The sequence below is a fragment of the Xanthomonas campestris pv. badrii genome, assembly GCF_012848175.1.
GTDB classification, from domain to species: Bacteria; Pseudomonadota; Gammaproteobacteria; order Xanthomonadales; family Xanthomonadaceae; genus Xanthomonas; species Xanthomonas campestris_C.
Window position 1 is genome coordinate 3,617,403 of sequence record NZ_CP051651.1, and the last position, 16,326, is coordinate 3,633,728.

Here is a 16,326-nt window from a genome sequence, read left to right on the forward strand (position 1 = left end):
TCTACTCCTGCAGCCGATCGCAATCCTCCATCGAGGTCCCGCTGCTGGCGGGCTGGCCATTGGCCTCCGTATCCGCCTGTCGCTCTTGCGCGCGCTGCCTGCTGCGACACTCCATCTGCGCTCGCTCCCGCTTGCGTTGCGCGGTCCTGGCCGCGTCGATCTCGGCGCGCTCGCGATTGGCCCGCTCGGTGTTTTCGCGTGTTTCCTGCTTGACGCGCCTGGCGATGGACGGCGCGCCGCGATGCGGAGAGCCCTCGCCAGGCGCCAGCACTTCCAGGTCCGGCGAGCTCTCCGGTGCATGGTTGCGCCACAGCGCGCGTTCGCTCTCCACGGTCCATTCGCGGCCGCGGTAATGCGCGTCCCAATAGGCGTCCAGCGAAAACGCAATCTTCGGCACCGCGCCAGCGAGATCGCCGCGATCCAGCGCAATCGCCTGCGCAGGCATCCAGCCGCGTGCATCGGGCCCGCGCACATCGCACCATCTGCCGTTCTCCAGGCAGCCATGGATGGTGACCGGATTGCCGGCATTGGCTTCGCCCACCAGCCGGTATTCGTCGCCAGGGCCTGCACGCAAACGGGCCAGACTGTTGACGTGCCCGGTGTGCTGCGCCGCGACCGGTGCGGCCGCCACCATCAGCAACCACACCACGCTGCATGCCAGAACTCGCCGCATTGCCTTCTCCCTTCGCGTGAGGATCCCTTCGCGCGATCTGCTCGCTGCAACGAACGCGCTGGCGTGCTTGGTAGGACAGGCCGACTGAATGCACTGCCAATGCCGCACGCACTGTCACCAGGCGGCAGGCATATCCGCTGCGCTTACCCCGCCATCCCGTTGTGCCGCAGCAATGCGTCGATGCTCGGCGCACGGCCACGGAAGGCACGGAAGTTGTCGGCCGCACTGCGGCTGCCACCGCGCGACAACACTTCATGGCGAAAACGTGCACCCGTATCAGCGACCTGTTCCGGCGCCTCTTCGAACGCGGCGTAGGCATCGGCACTGAGCACTTCGGCCCATTTGTAGCTGTAATAGCCGGCTGCGTAACCGCCTGCGAAAATATGGCTGAACTGATGCGGGAAGCGATTCCATGCCGGCGGGCGATTGACGGCCACCTCGTCGCGCACGCGTTCGATCAGCTGCAGCACGCTGTCCTGCACCGGGTCGAAGCTGCTGTGCAGCTGCATGTCGAACAACGCAAATTCCAGCTGGCGCACGGTGAACATGCCACTCTGGAAATTGCGCGCGGCCAGCAGGCGGTCGAACAGGTTGCGCGGCAACGGTTCGCCGGTCTGCACATGCGCGGTCATCGCCTGCACGCGCTCCCATTCCCAGCAGAAGTTCTCCATGAACTGGCTGGGCAACTCCACCGCGTCCCACTCCACGCCGTTGATGCCGGCCACGCCGAGCTCGCCGATACGGGTGAGCAACTGGTGCAGCCCGTGGCCCATTTCATGGAACAGCGTGGTGACTTCGCCGTGCCGGAACGTGGCCGGTGCATCGCCACTGCCGCGGCCGAAATTGCACACCAGATACACCAGCGGCGTCTGTACGCCGTTGGCGGTGTCGCGGCGATTGCGGCAGTCGTCCATCCAGGCACCGCCGCGCTTGCCTTCGCGCGCGTACAGATCCAGATAGAACTGGCCGACCAGCACACCTTGCGCATCTTCCAGGCGATAAAAGCGCACATCCGGATGCCACACCGGCGCGCTGTCCGGCTTGACCGTCAGCCCGTACAGGCTATGGATCACATCGAACAGGCCGGCCAGCACTTTCGGCTCGGTGAAATACTGCTTCACTTCCTGTTCGGAAAAGCTGTAGCGGGCCTGCTTGAGCTTTTCGCTGGCATAGGCCAGATCCCAGGCCTGCAGTTCATCCAGGCCGAGTTCGTCGCGGGCGAAGGCTTCCAGTTCGGCGCGGTCGCGCTGCGCGTATGGCTTGGCACGCACCGCCAGATCGCGCAGAAAGCCCATCACTTCATCCGGACTCTGCGCCATCTTGGTGGCGATGGAATACTCGGCGTAACTGGCAAAACCGAGCAGCTGCGCCAGCTCGGCGCGCAGCGCAAGAATGCGATCGATGTTGGCGCTGTTGTCCAGCGCGGCATCGCCGAATTCGGAGGCGCGCTCGGCGTTGGCACGATACAGCAGCGCGCGCAGTTCGCGGCTGTCGGCATCGGTCTGCACCGGCAGGTAGCACGGCATCTGCAGGGTGAACTTCCACCCTGGCACGCCGTCCTTTTCTGCGGCGGCGCGCGCGGCGGCAATCACTTCGGCCGGCAGACCGGACAGCTGGGTGTCGTCTTCGGTCACGTACGACCAGGCATCGGTGGCATCGAGCACGTTCTGCGAAAACTTCGCCGCCAGTGCCGACAGTTCTTCCTGGATCTGCGCAAAGCGCGCCTTGGCGGCGTCGTCCAGCTCGGCACCGCCGAGCCGGAAATCGCGCAGCGCGTTGTCCAGCACCTTGCGCCGGGCTTCATCGTAGCGCGCAGCATCCGGCGACTGCGCCAGTGCCTTGTACTGCGCGTACAGCGCCAGGTTCTGGCCCAGCGCGCTGCCGAAGCGGCTCACCTTGGGCAGGTTGCTGTTGTAGGCCTCGCGCAACTCGGGGGTGTTCATCACTGCCTGCAGATGGCCCACCTGCCCCCAGGCACGCCAGAGCCGCTCGGTGGCATCGTCCAGCGGCACCACGAAGCTGTCCCAGCTGACCGGGCTGACCTGTTCGGCGGCCTTTACTGCCGCCTCGGCCTGCGCCAGCAGCTGGTCGATCGCCGGGCTCACATGCTCGGGGCCGATCGCATCGAAGGACGGCAGTCCGGAGAGGTCGAGCAAGGGGTTGGTCATGGAGCGCTCCGGCGGTGGACTGGATCAGGGGAAGGGACAAGCGGCACGCGGCGGTGCACAGGTGCATGCACCAGCTACCGCAACGATATGGCGGTCATTCCAGCGCAGCACAAGGCAGCGGCGGCAACGCGCCGCCGTTGACTGCGCTGGCAATGGCCGCGTCGCTGTCGGCGGTGTCGATCTCGCGCGCCACATACCAGGCCGGGTCGTAGTAGCTGTGCGCGTAACGCTCGCCGGCATCGCACAGGATGGTGACGATGGAGCCCTGCTGGCCTTCCTCGCGCATGCGCTGGGCGGCCTGCAGCACGCCGACGAAGTTGGTGCCGGTGGAACCGCCCACGCGACGGCCCAGGGTGGCGCTGACGTGGCGCATGGCCGCCAGGCTCAGCGCGTCGGGCACTTTGACCATCGCATCCACGCAGGTGGCGATGAAGCTGGACTCCACCCGCGGCCGGCCGATGCCTTCGATGCGCGAGCCGCCGGTGATGGCCAGTTCCTTGGGGCACTGCCCGTCCACCGCGCGGCAGTAGCCGTCGAAGAACACCGACACTTCCGGGTCGGCGCACAGGATGCGGGTGGCGTGGCGCCGGTAGCGCACATAGCGCCCCAGGGTGGCGCTGGTGCCGCCGGTGCCCGGGCTGCAGACGATCCATTCCGGAATCGGGTACGGCTCTTCGGCCAGCTGCTTGAAGATCGATTCGGCGATGTTGTTGTTGGCGCGCCAGTCGGTGGCGCGCTCGGCATAGGTGAACTGGTCCATGAAGTGCCCGCCGGTCTCGCGTGCGAGCTGGTGCGAGGCGCTGTCCAGGTCGCAGGCACGCTCCACCAGGTGGCAGCGCCCGCCCTGGAACTCGATCGCGGCGATCTTTTCCGGCGAGGTGGAGGCCGGCATCACCGCGATGAAGGGCACCCCCAGCAGACGGGCGAAATACGCTTCCGACACGGCGGTGGAGCCGCTGGAGGCTTCGATCACCGGGCGGCCCTCGCGCAGCCAGCCATTGGCCAGCGCATACAGGAACAACGACCGCGCCAGCCGGTGCTTGAGGCTGCCGGTGGGGTGGCTGGACTCGTCCTTGAAGTACAGGTCGATGCCCGGATAGCCCGGCAGGTCCATGGGAATCAGATGGGTATCGGCCGAACGGTTGAAATCGGCCTCGATCTTCTGGATGGCGGCGGCCACCCACTGGCGCTGCGACATGGGCACGGACGTGATGCGAAAGAGATGCCGATTCTACCGCCGCCAGGCGCACACCCGCGGCAGGCGGTCATCGGGCGGACAGTCGGGAGCCGATGGTATGCTGGCCGCATCTGTTTCCGCCGCGAGCGCCCGTGCTGCATTGCCTGCTCCGCCTGCTGCTGTGCCTATGCCTGGTCGCCAACACGGCCACCGGCGCATGGGCGTCGGTGGGCATGGCCATGCCGGAGATGGCCATGCCGCAACCGGCTGCGCATGGGGCGGGGCATGCGGCAAGCGCCGATGCCATGCCCTGTCATGCGGACATGCCGCCGCCGGCCCCGACCCAGCCCGACCACGCATCCCACCACGCGCACGCGGCCGACTGCTGCAAGCTGGGCAGCTGCGACTGCCTGCACCACTGCAGCCTGGCCTTGCTGACCCTGCCGGCGCTACCTGCCGGCCTGCCCGGCCGCCCGGCACTGCCGGCAATTCCGGCCGACGGGCGTGGCAGCCCGGTGCCCGAACAGCCGGTTCGACCTCCCATCGGCTGAGCGCAGCCGACACCACGGCGGCGCTTGGTGCCGGGTACGTGGCGCGGTCGCGGGGATCTTCCCGCCCCCGCGTGTTCACCCCCCGCGTGCCGCGTCGTCCATGCCCTGCGCCGTTTCGTGCGGATGTGTTGGCTGCCCTGATCGCTCTTCGCCCTGCATCGATGGATGCGGGATTTCTCAGCGATGCGTTGCGTCTGCCGGTGCGGTGGGCGCACCGGAGGTGTCATGTCGTCCGATACGCCTGTCTTCACCCCAACCGCCAACCACCGAATCAGCCGGCGTCGTTTCGTGCAGGGCCTGGCCCTGGGCGGTGTTGCCGCCGCCGGCCTGTGGCGTGGCGATGCGCGCGCTGCTGGCGCGCTGGCCACGCCGGTGCTGCGCGGCAGCAGCCAGTCGCTGCAGATCGGCCAGCGGCCGGTCAATTTCACCGGGCGCACGCGCCCTGCCATCACCGTCAACCAGAGCCTGCCGGCGCCGATCCTGCGCTGGCGCGAGGGCGACACGGTCAGCGTGCGTGTGCGCAACACCCTGCCCGACCAACCCACCTCGCTGCATTGGCACGGACTTCTACTGCCGGCCAACATGGACGGCGTGCCGGGCATGAGCTTCGACGGCATCGCGCCGGGCCAGGAATACCACTACCGCTTCGTGCTGCGTCAATCCGGCACCTACTGGTACCACAGCCATTCCATGTTCCAGGAGCAGGCCGGCCTGTACGGCGCCATCGTGATCGACCCGCTGGTACCGCCGCCGTATCGCCACGATCGCGAGCATGTGGTGCTGCTCTCGGACTGGACCGACCTGGACCCGGCCGCGCTGTTCCGCCGGCTCAAGCAGATGCCCGGCCACGACAACTACGCCCAGCGCACGGTGGGCGACTTCCTGCGCGATGCGCGCGAGGATGGCGTGCGGGCAACGCTGGCAGATCGCGGCATGTGGGGGCGCATGCGCATGACCCCGACCGACCTGTCGGACGTCAACGCCAACACCTACACCTACCTGCTCAACGGCGTGGCGCCGGCCGGCAACTGGACCGGGTTGTTCGCGCCGGGCGAAAAGGTGTTGCTGCGTTTCATCAACGGCTCGTCGATGACCTACTTCGACATCCGCATCCCCGGCCTGCGCATGACCGTGGTGGCTGCCGATGGCCAGTACGTGCATCCGGTCAGCGTGGACGAACTGCGGATTGCCGCGGCCGAGACTTTCGACGTGCTCGTCGAACCCATCGGCCAGGACGCCTTTACGCTATTTGCGCAGGACATGGGACGCACCGGCTATGCCTGCGGCACGCTGGCGGTGCGCAACGGCCTGCAGGCACCGATTCCGGCGCTGGACCCGCGCGCCATCCTGACCATGCAGGACATGGGGCATGGCGATGGGATGACGCACGCAGCTCATGCCATGCAGGCGGGCGATGCCATGCAAAGCGACCCGCATGCAGCACACGCGATGCCGATGCCGATGCAGGCCCAGCATGCGCACAGCGCCACCACGGCATCGGACAAGACCCCCCATCATCCGGTCAGCGAAGACGGCAACCCGCTGATCGACATGCGCAGCAGTGCCACCGCGCCACGCCTGGACGACCCTGGCGTGGGCCTGCGCGACAACGGCCGTCGTGTGCTGCGCTACGGCGACCTGCACAGCCTGTTCGACGACCCGGATGGCCGCGACCCCGGGCGCGAGATCGAACTGCATCTGACCGGGCACATGGAAAAATTCGCCTGGTCGTTCGACGGCGTGGCGTTCGCCTCGGCCGAGCCCTTGCGGCTGCGCTACGGTGAGCGGCTACGCATCGTGCTGGTCAACGACACCATGATGCAGCATCCCATCCACCTGCACGGCATGTGGAGCGACCTGGAAGATGCCGATGGCAATTTCCAGGTCCGCAAGCACACCATCGACATGCCGCCGGGCACGCGCCGCAGTTATCGCGTCCGCGCCGATGCACTGGGCCGTTGGGCCTATCACTGCCATCTGCTGTACCACATGGAAGCAGGCATGATGCGCGAAGTGCGGGTGGAGGCATGAGCATGCTCGCGCTACGTCCGCTGGTGGTGGGCACCTGGTTGTTCAGCGCATCGCTGGCCGCGCAGGACCACCCGCATGATGCCCAGCACAGTCAGCCGGTAGAACACCACACTGCAGCGCAGATGGATCATTCGCAGATGTCGCATGCCGGCATGGACCATGGCGCCATGCATCACGCCGAGATGGAACACGGTGCGATGGACGCGATGGGCAACGATTCCGCCGAGCAGACCGCTGTGCATCAGCAGGCAACCGAGCACACCGCCGCGACACAGGGAGCAACGAATCACGCAATGGATCACGATGTGACGGATCACCGCGCACCGCAGCCTGCTCCGATGACCCACGACGCGATGCAGCACCGCTCGATCGCGCATGACGGCATGCAGCATCATTCGATGGACCATCGTGCACACGCCGCGCCGATGCCCGCATCGCCGGTTGGTACAGCGCTGCCACGCGAACCGATTCCAGCACCGACTGCCGAAGAGATTGCCGCCGCCTTTGCGCCGCTGCAGGCACACGCGATGCACGGCGCAGGCATCAACCACTACATCCTGCTCGATCGCCTGGAAGCGATCGATACCGATCGCGGCACTGGCCAGGACTGGGAGGCACGCGCCTGGATCGGCGGCGACATCGACCGCCTGTGGTTGCGCAGCGAGGGCGCGCGGGACAACGGCCGCAGCCAATCCGCGTCGCTCGAGGCCTTCTACGGTCACGCGATCTCGCCGTGGTGGGATCTGCTGGTCGGCGCACGCCAGGATCTTGCTCCGGGCGATCGCCGCAGCTGGGCCGCCGTTGGCGTACAGGGCCTGGCGCCCTACAAGTTCGAAACCGAAGCCACGCTGTACCTGGGCAATGGCGGCCGCGCTGCGCTGCGCCTGGAAGGCGAGTACGACGTGCTGCTCACCAATCGGTTGATCCTGCAGCCACGCGTGGAAGCGGACGTCGCCCTCACCGACGATGACCGGCGTGGGATCGGCAGTGGCCTGGAACAGGTGGAAGCCGGGGTACGGCTGCGCTATGAGTTCACCCGCCGCTTCGCGCCGTATATCGGCTGGGTGCATACCCGCAGCTTCGGCGATACCGCCCGACGCGCCGCGCTGGAAGGCGAGCGCCCACGCGACAACCAGTTCGTTGCCGGCATCCGTCTCTGGTTCTGACGCGCGGTGTACGGCTGCGTCATCGCGACGTTAATTGCACCGACCCCCGCTTGTTTCTGCAGGCAAGCGGGGCCGCAATCGATCGAGCGAGCTGGCAATCTGCCATGCAAGGTCATGCCCTGCATGCCACACCCACCCACGCCCTGGTGCAACACGCTATTGCGCGCCGCAGACATGCCGCCCACCCGCGCCCCGCTAAACTGCCCGTCCTGCGCGCCTGTCCCGCGCACCCGATCAATCGAGGAAACCGCAATGCCTTTGACCGACCTGCAACAGGTACCCGGCGCCAGCGCCGCCCCCGCCGAGACGCGTGGTTTCGTGTTCAACCACACCATGCTGCGCGTCAAGGACGCCCAGCGTTCGCTGGATTTCTACACCCGCGTGCTCGGCTTCCGCCTGCTCGATGCCCGCCATTTCGCCGATGCGAAATTCAGCCTGTATTTTCTGGCGCTGGTGCCCGACACCACCGCCATTCCCGATCAGGATGACGAGCGGCGGCTGTGGATGGCCGGCATCCCCGGCGTGCTGGAACTCACCCACAACCACGGCACCGAGACCCAGGACGGGCCGGTCTATCACGACGGCAACAGCGACCCGCGCGGCTTCGGTCATATTTGCGTCTCGGTGCCGGACATCCACGCCGCCTGCGCACGCTTCGACAGCCTGGAAGTGCCCTATCAGAAGCGCCTGGAAGACGGCCGCATGAAGCACCTGGCCTTCATCAAGGACCCGGACGGCTACTGGGTGGAAATCATTTCCAATACCCCGTTGGCGTGAGGCCCGACCTTGCACCCGGCAGGTCCGGGTGCAAGGTACAAGCCGGACCACCCATTACGCGTGTGACGTGCCGGCCTTCAGAACGGACTTGTGTTATCGAGCGCCGAGCAATCCGTACCAACTGCCACTCATGCCGCTCAATTGGATGCAGCAACGGCCGCTCTATCAGGGAACCACTGCGGCAGTTGCTCGGCAAGCTTGCCCGCGCACTCGTCGCTGTAGGCTTGTGCCACCTCTTTGACCAGCGCGTAGTCGTTTGCTTCCCATTCCTGGATAGACGCCGTGCGGGGAGTAGGACGGCATGCCAACGAATACGGACTGACATTTCGCTTGAAGAACCCGCTTGATGATTCCCCACCGATACTGACCTGATAGCGCAGCTCGTATGGGGTTTTATCGTCGCTCAGGCTTTGGTAAACCAGCCGCCACTCGGACATGAGCACCTGCAACGGAAACCGGTCAATCGGCATCGCACCGGGATTGGACGTGAAATAGCGCTTCAGCTGCGCATTGATCGCGTCTCGCTGTATTGCATACCCAGGGTTGCCGATATTTTGTATCTCTTCACCCTTCAACTGGCGCTTGTCAAAGGTGAATCCACTCACCCTGCCAAAGATGGCTGCAGCCATCACATTTCCAACAACCTGCCCGGTGATGACCGCGCCGGTATGACTACGACGGATCACGTGCAACATCTCATCGCCGGCCGGCTGACCATTGGAGCTGACGACCATGCGTGGTTGTAGCGGCAGCAGCAGGGCCCAATCTGCAGGAAGCGATGGCGCAGCTGCTCCATCAGGGATGGCCGTCGGCTGCGCAGCTACCACCACCGTCCCCGCCTCGGCCGCCGCTGCATAGGCGGTTGCCGCGGAAAAATCTCCGCCCGCAAACGCAGGCACCACCGCAGTGGCCTCTGCGCTACGCGTCGGCGTGCAGAACGTGCCGGCGGCACGCATCTGCGCTTCGTGGAAACCGATGCCGTTGGTCTGGTGCACCACCGCATCCTTGCCGTACTGCTCCACCAGCTTGGCGATCAATGCATCCGATGGCGACTGCTGCGCACAGACCTCGGCGGCAGCGATGCGCGACCAGGTGAATTGCAGTGCGGGGTCCCACCCCATCGCATCCTCGCCCACGAAGCCGTGGTCGTAGTGATATGCATAGATGGCAGGATCGATCTCCTGCAGCGTCATTCCACCCTGGCCGGCATAGCCCGGCGGCACGTCCTGTGCAACGGCAAGCCCAGGCAGTGCCAACAGCACCGCCGCGATACACGTCTTCATGAATCCCCGTCCATATGGATGATGGCGATGCGCTGCATGTCCCCCATGCAGCGCATCGACGCGATGGTCATCAACTGCGCAGTGCCGTGATCAGCCGGGTAATGGCACCTCACCCGGCAGATCGGCCTGCCGGGATAGTGTGCGCGAGACCGCTGGCGATCGCAGTCGGGACGGTCCCCACGCATGTGTGGGGGCGGCCCTTGCCCGACCTCAAGCATCAGGCATGCAGGATCCCGCCAGCGCCGGGCTGCCAGTGACGCGGCGTGCGCAAGGCAGCGAGAATGCGGACCAGTTCGCGATAACTGTCGGCCAGTTGTGCGAACAGGCCCGCATCGCTGCAGCGGGTGTCGGCCACGTCGGAGTAGGCGCCGCGCCCCAGATCGATGAAGTAGTCCACGCTGAGCCGGCGCCGTTGCGCGAGCCCGGGAAACAGGCCTGCGATCAACAGACACCCATCACCGACATCGCGCAGCAGGTCTGCGCGCACGCTGCCCACCTGCTCCTGCGCATGCAGCCAGGCCAGCGCTTGGGTGCGTGACAGCAGATGCGCATCGCGCTGGAAGCGCAGCAGCACGAAGACCAGATAGTGTTCGCGCGATTCGTCCAGCGGACGTGCAATCCGCTCGCCTGCTTCGCGCACCAACGCCTGCCACAGCTCGGCCGGCGCCCCCTGTTTGAAAGACTCGTGCATACGTCCTCCTGCGTGGTGGTGACCCTCGCAGAAAGGGTATGCATAAGCTGGGCCAAAGTGCTGGCAGCCTGGGCACCCGTCTGCCAATGCGACGCAAGTCGCCGGCAAGCGGTGCGCGGCGTTCCGCCAGCGCCTCTGGCAGGCGAAGAAAATCGATGCACGTGCGCTGCGCCATCAGCGCGGCGCCGTTGAGCCTTGGCTTCAACGATACTGGCGCGAAGCAAGACGCTCAGCCGCAACCTACTCGCTGTCTACATAGGCGCGCTCCGTTACACGCGCACCTGGCAATCGAGCGATGCGCTCCATACCGGCGCCGGACGATGGTTCGGCATCCGGCCGCCGCGTGCTTCGCCCCGTATGCGGCCGATCCCAGTGCCTGGCCGCGTGCCGCTTGCTACTCCACCGTCACCGACTTGGCCAGGTTGCGCGGCTTGTCCACGTCGGTGCCGCGTGCCAGGGCGGTGTGGTAGGCCAACAGCTGCACCGGGATGGTGTGGATCACCGGCGACAGCACGCCGGCATGACGTGGTGTGCGGATCACGTGCACGCCTTCGGACTCGCTGAAATGGCTGTCCTGGTCGGCGAAAACGAACAATTCGCCGCCGCGCGCACGCACTTCCTGCATGTTGGATTTGACCTTCTCCAGCAGCCGGTCGTTCGGTGCGATCACCACTACCGGCATGGCCGCATCCACCAGCGCCAACGGGCCGTGCTTCAACTCGCCTGCCGGATACGCTTCGGCGTGGATGTAGGAGATTTCCTTTAACTTGAGCGCGCCTTCCAGGGCGATCGGATAATGCAGGCCACGTCCCAGGAACAAGGCGTTCTCTTTCGGCGAGAACCGCTCGGCCCAGGCCATGATCTGCGGCTCCAGGTTCAAGGCATGCTGCACGCTGCCGGGCAGGAAGCGCAGCTGCTCCAGGTAATCGGCTTCTTCGCTGTCGCTGACGCGCCCGTGCAACTTGCCCAGCACCACAGTCAGCTGGAACAGCACCGCCAGCTGCGTGGTGAATGCTTTGGTCGATGCCACGCCGATCTCGGCACCGGCGCGCGTGTAGCACACCAGCTCGCTGGCGCGCGGGATCGCGCTCTCGGGCACGTTGCAGATCGATAGCGTGTGCAGATGCCCCAGCGATTTGGCGTACTTCAGCGCTTCCATCGTGTCCAGCGTTTCGCCGGACTGGGAGATTGTGACGATCAGATGTTTGGGATTGGCATAGGCGGCGCGGTAACGGTACTCGCTGGCGATCTCCACGCTGCACGGCAGCCCGGCGATGGCTTCGATCCAGTAGCGCGCCGTCATGCCGGCGTAGTAACTGGTGCCGCAGGCCAGGATCTGCACGCCTTCTATGTCGCGAAGCACCGCTTCTGCATTGGCACCGAACAGCGATGCCGGGAAGCCATTCGCATCGATCGCGGCCTCGATGGTATCGGCCAGCGCGCGCGGCTGTTCGTGGATTTCCTTCTGCATGAAGTGGCGGAACGGGCCCAGTTCCAGCGAGGCCAGCGACACATCCGACAGATGCAGCGCGCGCTCGACCGGTGCGTTGTCGCCATCGAAGATGCGCACGCCATCGCGGCGCAGCTCGGCGGTGTCGCCCTCTTCCAGGAAGATCACCTGGCGGGTGGCCTGCACGATGGCCGAGACATCGGAAGCGACGAAGGTCTCGCCCTCGCCCACGCCGATCAGCAACGGGCAGCCCATGCGTGCGCAAACGAAGCGTTCCGGCTCGGCCTGGCTCATCACCGCCAGCGCGTAGGCGCCGGTCAATTCCTTGACCGTGCGCTGCAGCGCGCCGAGCAGATCGCCGGCGTCGGCCAGATGGTGATGGATCAGATGCGCGATGACTTCGGTGTCGGTCTGCGACTCGAAGGCATAGCCGAGCGCGCGCAGCTTCTCACGCTGTTCTTCGTGGTTTTCGATGATGCCGTTGTGCACCAGCGCAATGCCGGCACTGATGTGCGGGTGCGCATTGGCTTCTGTCACGCCGCCATGCGTGGCCCAGCGGGTATGGCCGATGCCCAGCGTGGCGCCGAAGCGTTCGGCCTGTGCGGCCTGGGCCATTTCGGCCACCCGCCCGGTACGGCGCACCCGGCGCACGCCGTCGCCATCGAGCACCGCAATGCCGGAAGAGTCATAGCCGCGATATTCCAGCCGCTTGAGTCCTTCGATCAGGACCGGGACCACGTCGCGCCCGGCGATCGCTCCGACAATGCCGCACATAGGGACAGCTCATTAGGAAAGAAGAGCGGCATTTTAGCGTGTCCGCTCTTGTCCACTGCATGACCGCGGCCGGACAGCGTGTCCGCCCAAGTGTCCGCGGACACTGCGGACACTCCCAGCTTCGCCAAAAATTCCAGCCATTTCAGTTACTTGGTAGTTGGCACGGCACCTGCTTTGTCTCCGTGACGCCACCGAGCACGCCCTCCATGATTCGTGACACCTCCGCCCAGGACCAGCTCATCCGCACACCCGCTCACGCCGCGCCATGGCGCCGCTGGCTGTGGCCCGGCATCGCTACCGTGGCGGTGCTGGCCGGTATCGGTTGGGCGATCACCGCGTGGAGCGCCGGCAGCCGCTCCTTCGATGCCAGCCGGGTGCGCATTGCCACCGTCACCCAGGGCGACCTGGTGCGCGACATCGCCGCCGATGGCCGGGTGATCGCCGCCAACAGCCCGGTGCTGTACGCCATCTCCGCCGGCACCGTGACGCTGAGCGTGGTGGCCGGCGACGTGGTCAAGCAGGGCCAGGAGCTGGCGCGCATCGACAGCCCCGAGCTGCGCAGCAAGCTGGCACAGGAGCAGGCCACCCTGGCCGGGCTGGAAGCCGAATCCAGCCGCGCGGCCCTGGATGCCACGCTGGCGCGCGCCACTGCCAGCAAGCTCACCGACCAGGCCAAGATCGACAAGCAGGCCGCCGCGCGCGACCTGGAGCGTTACCAGCGCGGCTTTGATGGCGGCGCGGTGCCGCAGGTGGAACTGGCCAAGGCCCAGGACACCTTGAAGAAGACCGATATCGACCTGCAGCACGCCCAGCGCGATGCGGCATTGAAGAGCCAGGGTGCGGACCTGGATTCGCGCAACAAGCGCCTGCTGGCCGATCGCCAGCGCGCCGTGGTGGCCGAAGTGCAGCGCCAGGTGGACGCGCTCACCCTGCTGGCGCCGTTCGATGGCCAGGTCGGCCAGGTGCAGGCGGTGCAGCACACCCAGGTGGCCGCCAATGCGCCGATCCTGGGCGTGGTGGACCTGTCCAAGTTCGAGGTCGAGATCAAGGTGCCGGAAAGCTTCGCGCGCGATCTGGCGATCGGCATGCCGGCCCAGCTCACCAGCGGCGCCGGCGAACCGTTCCCCGGCGCCATCTCGGCGGTGTCGCCGGAGGTGGTCAACGGCGAAGTCACCGCACGCATCCGCTTCACCGACAAACAACCGCCCGGCCTGCGCCAGAGCCAGCGCATGAGCGCACGCGTGCTGCTGGATACGCGCCGCAACGTGCTCAAGGTCGAACGCGGGCCCTTCGTCGAGCAGTCCGGCGGCAGCTATGCCTACGTGATGGATGGCAACACCGCCGCGCGCCGCCCGGTCAAGCTCGGTGTCAGCAGCCTTGGCGAAGTGCAGGTGCTGTCCGGCCTGCAGGCGGGCGACCGCGTGGTGGTGTCCGGCGCAGACAACTTTGGCGACGCACCGCGCGTCACCGTCCACTAATCCTTTTCACTTCTCACTTTTCGCAAAGGAATCGGCAATGCTCAAGATGCAAGCGGTCTCCAAGGTCTTCCGCACCGAACAGGTGGAAACCCACGCGCTGCGGTCGCTGGACCTGCACGTGCGCGAAGGCGAGTTCGTTGCCGTGACCGGGCCGTCCGGCTCGGGCAAGACCACGTTCCTCAACCTGGCCGGCCTGCTGGAAACCTTCACCAGCGGGCAGTACCTGCTCGATGGCGAAGACGTCAGCCACCTCTCCGACGACGCACGTTCGCGGCTGCGCAACCAGAAGATCGGTTTCATCTTCCAGGGCTTCAACCTGATTCCCGACCTCAACCTGTTCGACAACGTCGATGTACCGCTGCGCTACCGCGGCATGGCCGCGGCCGAGCGCAAGCAGCGCATCGAAGAGGCCCTGACCAAGGTCGGCCTGGGCTCGCGCCTGAAGCACTACCCCACCGAACTGTCCGGCGGCCAGCAGCAGCGCGCGGCGATCGCGCGCGCACTGGCCGGCAGCCCACGCCTGCTGCTGGCCGACGAACCCACCGGCAACCTCGACTCGCAGATGGCGCGCGGAGTCATGGAACTGCTGGAAGAGATCAACAGCCAGGGCACCACCATCGTCATGGTCACCCACGACCCGGAACTGGCTGCACGCGCGCAGCGCAACGTGCACATCGTCGATGGCCAGGCCACCGATCTGGAACGCAATCCCAGCCTGATGCGCGCGCCCAGCGCCGCTGCAAACCTGGCCGAATAAGGAGCCTGCCCATGTTCGGCTACTACTTCACTCTCGCGCTGCGCAGCTTCCGCCGCAACAAGGTCCTCACCGCATTGATGGTGCTGGCCATTGCGCTGGGCATCGGCGCCAGCATGACGACGTTGACGGTGTTCTATGTGTTGTCGGGTGATCCGATCCCGGCAAAGAGCGGTGTGCTGTTTCATCCACAGCTGGATGCACGCTCGTTGGATTATCAAGACGACGATGCATTGGATCAATTGACACGGTTCGATGCCGAAGCATTGCTGCGGGAGAAACGCGGAGACCAGCAGGTCATGATGACCCCCGGCACCGTTCCGTTGGAGCCGGAAAATAAATCCTTGCGGCCACTCTTGCTGGAAGCGCGTTATACGTCCGTCGACTTTTTCCCGATGTTCGATGTGCCTTTCCTGTACGGCGGTCCATGGACCAGCGACGATGACAGCAGCCGTTCACGCGTGGTTGTGATCTCCGAAGCACTCAACAAGAAACTATTCAATGGTGAAAATAGCGTTGGCCGCACGGTAAACGTCAATCGCAACAGCATGCGGATTGTTGGCGTTAACCGCGAATGGCGTTTGACACCGACGTTTTACAACCTGGGGGGCAGCACCTACGACAAGCCCGAGCAACTCTTTCTGCCCTTCGGTACTGCGATGGAGCTGAAACTTTCGACCAGCGGCCAGCGTTCGTGCTGGGGTGAGAGCGGTTCACCGGACGACATCAATGCAGCCTGTTCCTGGGTTCAATATTGGGTCAAGCTGGATAGCCCGCAAAAGGCCGCCGCATACCGTCGATACCTCGAAAACTACTCCGATCAGCAGCGACGCGCAGGACGCTTCGAGCAGCCAACCAATGTTCAGTTGCGCAGCGTCATGCAGTGGCTGGACTTCAAGAAGGTCGTTCCCAGCGATGTGCGCCTGCAGACGTGGTTGGCATTCGGCTTCCTGTTGGTTTGCCTGGTCAATACCGTGGGCCTGCTGCTGGCCAAGTTCATGCGCCGCAGCGGAGAAATCGGAGTGCGCCGGGCACTGGGAGCCACCAAGCGCAGTATCTTCGCGCAGTCCTTGGTCGAGGCAGCAACGATCGGCTTGGCTGGAGGCATCCTGGGGCTCGGCCTCGCCATGCTGGGCCTGTGGGGTGTGCGTCAACAGCCCGCTCAATATGCCGATCTGGCAACGCTCGATCCAACCATGTTGCTGGCCACGTTTGCGCTAGCGCTCATCGCCAGCGTCGTGGCCGGGCTACTCCCCGCCTGGCGGGCATGCACCATTCCTCCCGCCATCCAACTCAAAGCGCAGTGAACTGAGATCCGGACAGCGCGATTTTTTGCGTCGTTCGCCAGCCCTC

At 65.6% G+C, this 16,326-nt stretch carries 13 protein-coding genes; 7 read left to right on the forward strand and 6 right to left on the reverse strand.

Annotation, left to right across the window (positions count from 1 at the left end; genetic code table 11):
• Window position 1: 1 nt before the first annotated feature.
• From HG421_RS15215 to HG421_RS15225, 3 genes are all read right to left on the reverse strand, one after another.
• Window positions 2-673, reverse strand: a complete 672-nt coding sequence (locus HG421_RS15215) for an SH3 domain-containing protein (RefSeq protein ID WP_169707096.1) — start codon at window positions 671-673, stop codon at window positions 2-4.
• Window positions 674-816: 143 nt separating this feature from the next.
• Entirely contained in the window at window positions 817-2,841 is a 2,025-nt protein-coding gene (locus HG421_RS15220) for a M3 family metallopeptidase (protein WP_169707097.1), read from the reverse strand.
• Between the two features lie 94 nt (window positions 2,842-2,935).
• Entirely contained in the window at window positions 2,936-4,039 is a 1,104-nt protein-coding gene (locus tag HG421_RS15225) for a PLP-dependent cysteine synthase family protein (RefSeq protein WP_169707098.1), read from the reverse strand.
• A gap of 92 nt (window positions 4,040-4,131) precedes the next feature.
• Here HG421_RS15225 and HG421_RS15230 point away from each other — a divergent pair, with 92 nt between their 5' ends.
• The 4 genes from HG421_RS15230 (at window position 4,132) to gloA (ending at window position 8,543) form a co-directional block, all read left to right on the forward strand.
• On the forward strand, window positions 4,132-4,569 hold the full coding sequence (locus HG421_RS15230; RefSeq protein WP_169707099.1) for a CopL family metal-binding regulatory protein: 438 nt from the start codon (window positions 4,132-4,134) through the stop codon (window positions 4,567-4,569).
• A 225-nt stretch (window positions 4,570-4,794) separates the two neighbouring features.
• Window positions 4,795-6,600 (forward strand): copper resistance system multicopper oxidase, encoded by a 1,806-nt coding sequence (locus tag HG421_RS15235; RefSeq protein ID WP_169707100.1) that lies wholly within the window; start codon window positions 4,795-4,797, stop codon window positions 6,598-6,600.
• A complete protein-coding gene (locus tag HG421_RS15240; RefSeq protein ID WP_169707101.1) occupies window positions 6,597-7,766 on the forward strand; it encodes a copper resistance protein B in 1,170 nt (389 codons plus the stop codon). Before HG421_RS15235 ends, HG421_RS15240 begins: the two co-directional genes overlap by 4 nt.
• A 252-nt stretch (window positions 7,767-8,018) precedes the next feature.
• Window positions 8,019-8,543 (forward strand): lactoylglutathione lyase, encoded by a 525-nt coding sequence (gene gloA / locus HG421_RS15245; protein ID WP_169707102.1) that lies wholly within the window; start codon window positions 8,019-8,021, stop codon window positions 8,541-8,543.
• Between the two features lie 137 nt (window positions 8,544-8,680).
• On the opposite strand, the gene HG421_RS15250 is transcribed toward gloA, so the two are convergent.
• The 3 genes from HG421_RS15250 to glmS all read right to left on the reverse strand — a co-directional run bounded on the left by HG421_RS15250 (window position 8,681) and on the right by glmS (window position 12,741).
• Complete coding sequence (locus HG421_RS15250) at window positions 8,681-9,826, reverse strand: hypothetical protein (protein ID WP_169707103.1); 1,146 nt, start codon at window positions 9,824-9,826, stop codon at window positions 8,681-8,683.
• Between the two features lie 217 nt (window positions 9,827-10,043).
• The gene (locus tag HG421_RS15255; RefSeq protein ID WP_169707104.1) at window positions 10,044-10,517 is read right to left on the reverse strand and encodes a hypothetical protein; all 474 of its coding nucleotides are present in this window, start codon (window positions 10,515-10,517) and stop codon (window positions 10,044-10,046) included.
• A gap of 394 nt (window positions 10,518-10,911) precedes the next feature.
• Window positions 10,912-12,741, reverse strand: coding sequence for a glutamine--fructose-6-phosphate transaminase (isomerizing) (glmS, locus tag HG421_RS15260; protein WP_169707105.1), 1,830 nt, complete (start codon window positions 12,739-12,741; stop codon window positions 10,912-10,914).
• Between the two features lie 206 nt (window positions 12,742-12,947).
• Between glmS and HG421_RS15265 the strand changes: the two genes are divergently transcribed.
• From HG421_RS15265 to HG421_RS15275, 3 genes are read left to right on the forward strand one after another with little or no spacing between them, the layout of a single operon-like run.
• Entirely contained in the window at window positions 12,948-14,219 is a 1,272-nt protein-coding gene (locus tag HG421_RS15265; protein WP_169707106.1) for an efflux RND transporter periplasmic adaptor subunit, read from the forward strand.
• 37 nt (window positions 14,220-14,256) lie between these two features.
• Window positions 14,257-14,976, forward strand: a complete 720-nt coding sequence (locus tag HG421_RS15270) for an ABC transporter ATP-binding protein (RefSeq protein ID WP_169707107.1) — start codon at window positions 14,257-14,259, stop codon at window positions 14,974-14,976.
• Window positions 14,977-14,987: 11 nt separating this feature from the next.
• Entirely contained in the window at window positions 14,988-16,280 is a 1,293-nt protein-coding gene (locus tag HG421_RS15275; RefSeq protein ID WP_169707108.1) for an ABC transporter permease, read from the forward strand.
• Window positions 16,281-16,326 lie beyond the last annotated feature (46 nt).